The organism is uncultured Marinobacter sp. (genome assembly GCF_963974375.1).
Lineage (GTDB): Bacteria > Pseudomonadota > Gammaproteobacteria > Pseudomonadales > Oleiphilaceae > Marinobacter.
The window spans coordinates 1-9,219 of the sequence record NZ_CAXBDN010000175.1 but is presented as its reverse complement, the minus strand read 5'-3'; the positions used below and the strand labels follow the sequence as shown (position 1 = coordinate 9,219).

Below are 9,219 nucleotides of genomic sequence, written 5' to 3'. Positions count from 1 at the left end.
CGATAACCAGATCCCAGGATTCCTGAAAACAAGGTTCATTCAGCCATGTCAGCGGGTTACCACGAATGCGCCAGCGGAAAAACCGGGGTGGCAATACCAGGCAGTGCCAGTGATAGTCACCGAACATGCCGGTGAGTTGTTCCCGCCAGCGTTTGTGGCTGGCGGCATCGTAGCCTGACAAGAGCAGAATGCGCGGTCGGTTGTGTGGGAGCTTAGACACCTCTTTCACCAGAATACCCTCTGCAACGCTCTCGTCATTACCTGCTGGTCAGACGGCGCCTGATCAAAAGGGAGAGCAGCAGATGGTAAGCTTATCGATCAATGCATTCAATTTCAGACCGGAATGACAGCTAATCTTTCCGGTACTTACAGTTCTATATCGAACTCCTCTGCAACCTCACCAGGTGTCCGGAGTCGATAGGTTGCCTCTACCCCAGTGGCTCCCGGATTAAAAACTATGCCCTGACCCACTACACCGCGCCCTGGCACCAGGTCAAAAGGAAGAAGATTGGGGACACCAGAAGGCGACAACACCCTCAGTCCCTCACCGGGAACCCGTATCCTCAGTTCACTGATCGGGATATCCACTTTCGACAGATTCAAGAGGCTGAAACGAATCCGCGGTCGCTCCACTCCGTCCTCCATAACAATGGTGCTTGTACGCGAGGGAACAATAACCTCTGAAAAATCATTAACAATGTAAACCCTAGTCTGAGCGGCCAATGAGGTGCCCTCAACACGCACCGAAATCCTGGCTGTACCTGGGCCGGTAGCCGTCGCATTGGCCGAGGCACGCCCCGCTGAGGTCGACATAACGACACTCGGCTCATTGCCAGCAAAAGTAAGCGGGCCACTGATAACAGTAAATGTGACGGTGGTGTCTGCATCAATGGTCAGGTCGTCACCGTTGCCGTTTCTGACCAGGGATTGCAGGTCTATAGCCGGCGGATTGCCAGCATTCCAGCGCACAGCGTCGTCACCTGTAACGCTCAGAGAGACAGATTCGGGCGCTAGTGGATCTGCTATGACAGTAACTTTGACATTTCCGTAGGCTGTCTCGTCCAGTATCACCTGCACATTAGCTTCGCCTGCAGCCAACGCACTCGCAAGACCGTGGTCGGGAAAATCATTTGCAATTGCCAGCGCAGGATCATCAGACGTCCAGGTCACCCGGTCGGTTATGTCCCTACTCTCGTTATTGCTGAAGTTCCCTGTCGCTGAAAACTGGATCTGTTCACCGGCTGTCAGTTGCAGCGACTGATCAGCCCCCAGTCCCGGTGCCGTTATTTCTACGCTGTCGAGAACCGCACTTTCCACAGAAACAGACAATTCAGCCTGCTGACCGTCCCGACTCGCGGTGATCGTTGCAGTTCCAGCCACCCCAGCATCTATCAGACCGTCAACAAATCCCGCTACGGCGCTGCTGGAAGAGTCCCAGTCCGTTATCTGATCAAGTGCCAAGGGGCGAGCTGGCCCAGAATCGTAATCCGCGACCAGTACCGGCGTATAACTCTCCCCGGTCACCAGGGTTAACGTATCCGGGACAAAGCGCAGCCCGGTTATATTCGCCGGTAAAACCTCCACGGTCACAGAGGCCACCCGCCCTCCGAACTGGGCGACGATATCGGTCGTCCCTTCCTCATTAGCGGTCACCTGACCATCATCATTCACCGAGGCAACACCGGGATCGGAACTCGTCCAATCAATCAGAGAAGTAACATCTTCTGGCTCGAAACCTTCCGCCGTCAGCGAGGCTCTGAGCTCAGCGGTTCCGCCAATCTGAAGTTCCAGGCTTTGCGGAGCCAGAGTGAGGTTCGCTTCCAGAAATACTGCTGTAACCGAGCGATTACCTGTGGCATTCCCTACCAGCTCTGCTCCCTGGGCATTGTTGATCTCGTTGCCAGCTTCTTCCCAGCGGAAAAACACAAAACCCGAATTGGGAACTGCCGTCAGGGTATACAGCGCTCCACTGCGGTAAGACCCGCTGCCTCGCACGACTCCGCCTGTAGCAGGTTCGCTGCTGGCGCTGATACTGTATTGCGTGACCGGAGGTGTGGAACTTACATCCCCGCCGCCACCTCCACCACAGGCAGCAAGCTGCAGCGTGGCCAACAGGAAAAACAGTACTTTCGGCAACAGGTTAGGGTGCATCCATGGTTCTCCGGGAGTGAATCGTTCAGAACGTCCCTGAACAACATAGATCAGTCACATGTCTTTGGAAATAGCAGATACAAGACGCGGTTATCAGTTCCGGTCAGGCACCCGACCAAACCACCGGATAATCCCGGAATCCGTGACATGATCCAGCCTGCGGACGCGCTCCCCCGGGGCTGGCTTCCTGCTGTGGTTTTGTCTACCATCACACTATGCTTTCCGCGAATTCTCATTGATTTCCCGTAGTTCCACCGTTACCAGACCGCAACTGCTTCGCCAACCGGCCCTGTCACAGGCAGGTAGCCTGGCGTATTGCTTCAGAGGACCACCATGACCAGCAGACCCAAGATTACAATTTCATCACTTGATGCCGAAAGACTCGATACACTGCTGGAGTCTCTGGCAACGAAAGCCGTGCCGGGCAAAACCGAACTTGAAGACGAACTGGGCCGGGCCGATGTGGTCGACCCCAAAGATGTTCCGCCCAATCTGGTTACCATGAATTCCACGGTACGTTTCCGGGAACACCCCGGCGACCGGGAATTTGAGCTCACACTGGTGTATCCGAAAGATATGGACGGTTCTGGCACCCGGATTTCGATTCTGGCACCGGTTGGCAGCGCCCTGCTGGGGTTGTCTGTAGGGGACGAGATCGAGTGGCCGAAACCCGGCGGTGGTACGCTGAAGGTACAGATTGAAGAAATCCTGTATCAACCGGAGCGGGCCGGTGAACTGCATCGTTGAACGCCATGCGTGAAACGCCCGGCAGCCGTTCAGGCCGCCGGGCGGATTTCAGGGCGGGTGCGGTCAGCGACCTACCTCTGCGTACAGTTCCTTCTTCGACAGCTTCCCTACCGGCGTCTTCGGCAGTTCATCGCGAATTTCCAGGCCATGGATCATCTCGTGTTTGCCCAGGCGGGGTTTCAGGAACGTCTTGAGCTCTTCAAGGGTCAGGTCCTGGGCATCAGGCCGCAGGGTGACATAGGCCCGGGGCGTCTGGCCCCGGTATTCATCCGGCACCCCGATCACGGACACCTCGGCAACGGAGGGATGCTCATAGATGGCCTCCTCGATGTTGCGGGGATACACGTTGTAGCCACTGCAAATGATCATGTCCTTGGTGCGGTCGACGATGTGCACAAAGCCATCATCGTCCATCCAGGCCACATCACCGGTGCGGAAATAACCATCGCTGGTGGTGGACTCAGCGGTGGCATCTTCCCGCTTCCAGTAACCCTTCATGACGTTGGGACCGGCAATACACAGCTCGCCACGCTCGCCGGCGGGCATTTCCTTCTCATCACCGTCCAGGGACAGAATCTTCAGATCCACACCTGGCACCGGCAAGCCACAGGCTCCGGCCGGCGGTGTCATTCCCTGAGGCGTAAAGGTGCCCACAGCGGTGGTTTCGGTCATGCCCCAGCCTTCCTTGACCGCGCAACCGGACGCTTTCTGAAAGCGTTGCTGCAGCTCTACCGGCAGTGGTGCGCCACCGGAGTTGCACAGTTTCAGGGAGTCCAGTTTGTAGTCCGCCAGCTTTTCATAACTCAGCAGTGCCGAAAACATGGTGGGCACTGCGGGGAACATGGTGATGCGCTCATCCTGAATCATCTGCAGGGCGGCCTGGGGGTCAAACTTGAACTGCTGATACAGGGTCGCGCCACAGCGCAGACCGAACAGCATGTTGACCACGATGGAGTAGATGTGGAACGGCGGCAGCACCGCCAGTACCCGCTCCTCGCCTTCCGCCAGCGTGGTACCCAGGGCCGTGCCCAATTGATCCGCCGAGCCCGCCAGGTTGCCGTGGGTCAGCATGGCGCCTTTGGGGGCGCCTGTGGTACCGCCGGTATATTGCAGCACGGCCAGGGCATCCAGATCGTCTGCCTCCGGCCAGGCCTGAAAATCGCCGGCGTTGTCCAGCAGCTCTGCAAACCGGAGAACCCGCGCGTCATTGTCCGGGATATCGGCCAGCTCTCCGGCGGCAGTCAGGCTCGCCCGCACGGCAGCAGAGTCTGCGGCAAATTCCTCGACGGATCCCACCACCAGTTTCTGCAGCCGGGAGGTATCCAGAAATGCCGCCATGCGGGGATAGAAGGCCGCCAGATCCAGCGTCACCATGATGTCGGTTTCACTGTCGGCAATCTTGTGTTCCAGCACCCGTTCTGCATCCAGCGGCGAATAGTTCACCACAACACCACCCGCTCGCAACACCCCCAGGAAACACAGAATGCCGTGAGGTGAGTTGGGCAGATACAGCCCCACATGCACCCCGGGCTTTACCCCAAGGGCCTGGAATCCGGCAGCGGTCCGGGACACCAGGTTGTCGAGCTCCTGATAGCTGATGGCTTTACCCATAAACTGCACGGCCGCCCGGGTTGGCCAGCGCTGTGCGGAGGCTGCCAGCATTTGCTGGACGGAACGGCCGGTCAGATCCGGTTGCGCCGGAATACCGGGCGGATAGGTTTTGAACCAGGGAGCGTCTATCACTCTTTCAATCTCCTGCATTATTATTGTTGAGCGTATTTGAACATAGCATGGCTGAACGGTTTGATGCCCTTGTCGGCGGGCCTGATCAGAATCCGTTAGCGGTCCAGCCGCCATCCACCATGATGGTTTCACCGGTGATATAGGACGAGGCATCGGAAGCCAGGAAAATGGCAGCGCCCACCATTTCCTCTGGACGAGCCATACGGTTCATGGGCGTTCTCGCCTTTACCCTGTCGGCAAAGTCCGCCTTCGCATCGGTAATGGCTTTGACCAGAGGCGTTTCGGTATAGGCCGGAGCCAGACCGTTTACCCTGACGCCCCGCTCGGCCCATTCCACGGCCAGGCCTTTGGTGACCATATCCACACCACCCTTGCTGGCGCAATAGGCCAGTGAACCGGTGATGGCCGTTTTGGCGGCAATGGAAGAAATGTTGATGATACTGCCATGGCCCTGCTTCAGCATCTGGCGGCCGACGGCCTGGGCCATCAGGAACACGCCGGTGAGGTTGACGTCGATGACTTTCTGCCATTCATCCAGAGGAACCTCTTCCGCCGGTTTCTTGATGGTCATGCCGGCGTTGTTGATCAGCACGTCGATCGCCCCGAACTCACTGATGGCGGCATCAACCGCTGCCTGCACCTGACCGGCGTCGGTCACATCACAGGGTGCCACAAGCGCCTTGACGCCAAGAGCCCGCACTTCCTGCGCCACCGACTCCAGTTCATCCCGGCTGCGGCTGCACAGCACCAGATGGCTGCCGGCCTCGGCCAGTGCCATTGCAATACTATGACCGATGCCGCGGCCGGCACCGGTAACCAGGCTGATTTTGCCTGTCAGTTCAAACATTATGCATAACCCCACGCTGTTATTGTTGGAAATCTCTGGGAAGCGACTTCTGAAAGAATGGATCCTAGCAAAGCACTGAATGACACGAAATACCAGCCCGAAACACAGGACGGTACCTGCTGTATTCAGCACAGGGGCCGCCTGATGTTGCCCCGAAGCCTGCAAAAAGGGGAATCAGCAACCTTGTCAGGCGACTGGCCTGTTTATTGCTGCATGTTCTGGTGAAGCCCGGAAAAACCTGGCAACAGCCGAACAGCCAAGCGGAGCCACCACCATGTCACTACTGACGTCACTGATCAAAGCCGGCACGGATTTCCAGCAGGCGGCCAGCGCACGCAGCAAGGCGGGGAGCGCACCGGCGGCGCTGAAGCCGGCCAGTGACGAAGCACCCGCGACCGCCGGTGATGATCGCTTTACCCGCTCCGGGCAACTGGCATCGGATAAAACCGGACGGCTTTCGGTGAAGGACTACCAGCAACAGGTCGGGCAGGATCTTGCCTATGTAAAGGAAACCCTGCGGCACAAGCTTGCCGAGTATGGCCTCAGGCCAACCACCCAGGTAGCGGTCAGCCGGTCTGCGGCAGAGGGCATAAAACTTGAAGGCAGAATGCCGGAGGAACCTCGCCTGCAGATCCAGAACGACCTCAACAAGAGTCAGGCCTTCCGGGAGGCTTTTTCACGCCTGAGCGTCAACGAACCGACACTGAAGTTTGTGGATACCGCTCTGAAGCTGAACAAGGCCTACGGCACCAGCAACACGGTGCTGGAAACCCTGGTCAGCGACAATCAGCAGTTCAACGGGCTGCAGGACCTGGTCCACCGCTACGACAGCATCCGCAAGACCTTCAGCGGTCAGTCACTGCCACTGGCGGAAGGCACCTCCGCCAGTGGCTATGCCTTCAGCCTTAACCAGCGGGCCTGAACGGCCCGCTGAGCCAGACCCGGACTCAGACTTCAAAGGGTGCCGGATCGCCCTTGCCCACCCGGGTTACTTCCGGTGCTTCCCCGGTCATGTTGACCACCGTGGTCGCTTCCATGCCACAGAACCCGCCATCAATGATCAGATCCAGCTCATGCTCCAGCGCTTCCCGGATGTCTTCAGGGTCGGTCATGGGCAGATCTTCACCCGGCAGGATCAGCGTGGAGCTCATTATAGGCTCGCCCAGCTCACCCAGCAGCGCCTGCACGATGGCGTTATCCGGCACCCGCAGGCCAATGGTCTTGCGCTTGGGATGCTGCAGTCGACGGGGCACTTCGCTGGTGGCATCGAAGATGAACGTGTACGGCCCGGGGGTGAAGGTTTTCAGCAGCCGGTACTGGGTGTTGCCCACTTTGGCGTAGGTACCGACGTCAGACAGGTCACGGCACACCAGGGTGAAGTTGTGACCGTCGTCCAGCTTGCGGATACGCTTGATCCGGTCCGCCGCCTGCTTGTCCCCCAGATGGCACCCGATGGCATAGGCAGAATCCGTCGGGTAGACAATAACCCCGCCATTGCGCAAAATTTCAACCGCCTGATGAATCAGCCGTTTCTGGGGATTGTCCGGGTGAATCTGAAAAAACTGGCTCATACCGCGTTATCCTTTTGCCTGCATGGCAGGGTCTTTCTTGGAGCCCCCCATGCAATTGGGTGAATCCGGCACATCGCCACCAGCCTGCTGCCATTCTTCCGGCGTGAACAGATGCAGAGCCAGGGCGTGCACGCCCCCGGCCATCTCTCCGGCCAGGGCCTTATAGACCGCCTGATGACGCCGAACTTTCGCCTGTCCGGAAAAATCCCCGGATACCAGAGTCACCTTGAAGTGAGTTTCCGAGTCCGGTGGCACACTGTGCTTGTGGCTCTCGTTTTCAACCTGCAGATGCAGCGGGCTGAAACATTGACCGAGTTTGTTCTCAATGGTTTGCTGAATAATCATGATCGGGGCGTCCCTCCAGATAGAGGATGGCTGGATATGCCACGAAGTTTACACCACCGGACTTTTACTGTCCGCCGCTTGACAGCTTAAAGCCCAGACGCCATCTTGCCAGCCCGACCCGGATCAGCCGTTTACGGGATAACGTCACACCCTTGCGGACCTGTTGCATGCGCCTGTTCATCGCCGAAAAACCCAGCCTTGGCCGCGCCATCGCCGCTGCCCTGCCCGGCCCCCTGCAAAAAGGACCCGGCTGGCTGCGCTGCGGTGAGGGCGAAGACGCCTGCGTGGTGAGCTGGTGCATCGGCCACCTGCTGGAACCCGCCGAGCCGGCCCGCTACAACCCCCGCTGGAAAAACTGGCGACTGGAAGACCTGCCGGTGTTTCCGGACCAGTGGCAGCTGGAACCCAAGGAGAGTGTCGCCCAGCAGTTGAAAGTGCTGACCTCGCTGATCCGTAAGGCCACCGTTATTGTCCACGCCGGCGATCCGGACCGGGAAGGCCAGTTACTGGTGGACGAGGTCATCAAATACTGCGGCGCCAGTTGTCCTGTGGAACGGGTACTGATCAACGACCTTACTCCCTCTGCCGTTGCCCGCGCCCTCAGCCAGACCCGGGATAACCGGGAATTCCGCCGGCTCTCACATTCGGCGCTGGCGCGACAACGGGCGGACTGGTTGTACGGCATCAACCTGACCCGTTTCTATACCCTCAGCTATCGCCAGCAAGGTGCCGATGGTGTGTGGTCGGTGGGCCGGGTTCAGACCCCGGTGCTGGGGCTGGTGGTGCGCCGGGATGACACCATTGCAGGGTTTGAACCCAAGCCCTGGTATCGCCTGACCATTACCGCCCACAATGAAGACGGCCCTGATACCACACCCTTCGATGCCCGCTGGCTGCCTGCGGAAAGCCTGCGGGAACACCTGGACGAGGAAGACCGCCTGCTCAGCCGCGAGATTGCCGATCAGATCGCGCAGGCGGCCCGGGGCCAGCCAGGGAAAATCCTGGACGCCCGGTTCCGGGATCGCCGCGAGGCACCACCGCTGCCACTGTCGCTTTCGGCCCTGCAGATCGAGGCGGGCAAGGCCTTTCGCATGGGCGCCAAGGACGTTCTGGATACCGCCCAGAACCTTTATGAAAAGCATCAGCTGATCACCTACCCACGTTCCGATTGCCGCTACCTTCCGGAGGCCCATTTCAGCCAGGCGCCGGCCGTGGTGCAGGCCATTACCCGAGTTGATGGCAGCCTCGCCGATGCCGGCCAGCAGGTGGACCTGCAACACCGCAGCGCAGCCTGGAACGACAAGAAGGTGGATGCCCACCACGCCATCATTCCGACCTCCCGAAGCCGGCCCTCCGGGCGACTGAGCGAGGCGGAAAGCCGCATCTACAATCTGATCAGTCGTTTTTATCTCATGCAGTTCATGACCGACGCCGTGCACCGTGAGGGGCGGCTGGATATTGCCCTGGCAGACCAACGCTTCCGGGCCTCGGAAACTGCGGTGGCGGAGGCGGGCTGGAAGGTACTGCAACTCAGGGCAAGAGATCCGGCACCGGACGACCAGGAACAGGCCAGCCGCAAACCCCTGCCCCGCCTCGCCAAAGGTGACACGGTGCTGTGCACCGACAGCAACGTCAAGGAACGGATAACCCAGCCGCCTCAGCCATTCACCGACGCGACACTGCTGTCGGCCATGACCAATATCGCCCGCTTTGTAAGCGATCCGGAGCTACGCAAAACCCTGCGGGAAACCGACGGCCTGGGTACTGAGGCTACCCGCGCCGCCATTCTCGAAACCCTGTTCCGGCGTGATTACC

At 59.1% G+C, this 9,219-nt stretch carries 9 protein-coding genes; 3 read left to right on the top strand and 6 right to left on the bottom strand.

The genetic code is table 11. From position 1 onward, the window contains the following. Positions 1-220, bottom strand: a 220-nt coding sequence (locus AAC035_RS14345; RefSeq protein ID WP_339805304.1) for a DUF3524 domain-containing protein, incomplete at its 3' end; no start/stop codon positions are given. A gap of 146 nt (positions 221-366) precedes the next feature. After that, positions 367-2,151: an Ig-like domain-containing protein gene (locus AAC035_RS14340; RefSeq protein WP_339805302.1), complete on the bottom strand. Its 1,785-nt coding sequence runs from the start codon at positions 2,149-2,151 to the stop codon at positions 367-369. A gap of 333 nt (positions 2,152-2,484) precedes the next feature. Between AAC035_RS14340 and rnk the strand changes: the two genes are divergently transcribed. Further along, complete coding sequence (gene rnk, locus AAC035_RS14335; protein WP_339805301.1) at positions 2,485-2,898, top strand: nucleoside diphosphate kinase regulator; 414 nt, start codon at positions 2,485-2,487, stop codon at positions 2,896-2,898. A gap of 63 nt (positions 2,899-2,961) precedes the next feature. Here the strand turns inward: rnk and AAC035_RS14330 are convergent, their stop codons facing one another. Together AAC035_RS14330 and AAC035_RS14325 are read right to left on the bottom strand one after the other, a co-directional pair. After that, a complete protein-coding gene (locus AAC035_RS14330; RefSeq protein WP_339805299.1) occupies positions 2,962-4,641 on the bottom strand; it encodes a long-chain fatty acid--CoA ligase in 1,680 nt (559 codons plus the stop codon). Between the two features lie 85 nt (positions 4,642-4,726). Beyond that, complete coding sequence (locus AAC035_RS14325) at positions 4,727-5,488, bottom strand: glucose 1-dehydrogenase (protein WP_339805297.1); 762 nt, start codon at positions 5,486-5,488, stop codon at positions 4,727-4,729. Positions 5,489-5,762: 274 nt separating this feature from the next. On the opposite strand from AAC035_RS14325, the gene AAC035_RS14320 reads away from it, so the two are divergent. After that, positions 5,763-6,410 carry a hypothetical protein gene (locus AAC035_RS14320; protein ID WP_339805295.1) on the top strand — a complete coding sequence of 216 codons (648 nt, stop codon included), beginning with the start codon at positions 5,763-5,765 and terminating at the stop codon, positions 6,408-6,410. 25 nt (positions 6,411-6,435) lie between these two features. On the opposite strand, the gene AAC035_RS14315 is transcribed toward AAC035_RS14320, so the two are convergent. Beyond that, the gene (locus tag AAC035_RS14315) at positions 6,436-7,059 is read right to left on the bottom strand and encodes an L-threonylcarbamoyladenylate synthase (RefSeq protein WP_339805293.1); all 624 of its coding nucleotides are present in this window, start codon (positions 7,057-7,059) and stop codon (positions 6,436-6,438) included. Between the two features lie 6 nt (positions 7,060-7,065). After that, positions 7,066-7,404: a BolA/IbaG family iron-sulfur metabolism protein gene (locus AAC035_RS14310; RefSeq protein ID WP_339805291.1), complete on the bottom strand. Its 339-nt coding sequence runs from the start codon at positions 7,402-7,404 to the stop codon at positions 7,066-7,068. Positions 7,405-7,571: 167 nt separating this feature from the next. Here AAC035_RS14310 and AAC035_RS14305 point away from each other — a divergent pair. Beyond that, positions 7,572-9,219 (top strand): DNA topoisomerase 3 (locus tag AAC035_RS14305; RefSeq protein ID WP_339805289.1); only part of this gene is annotated, 1,648 nt, incomplete at its 3' end.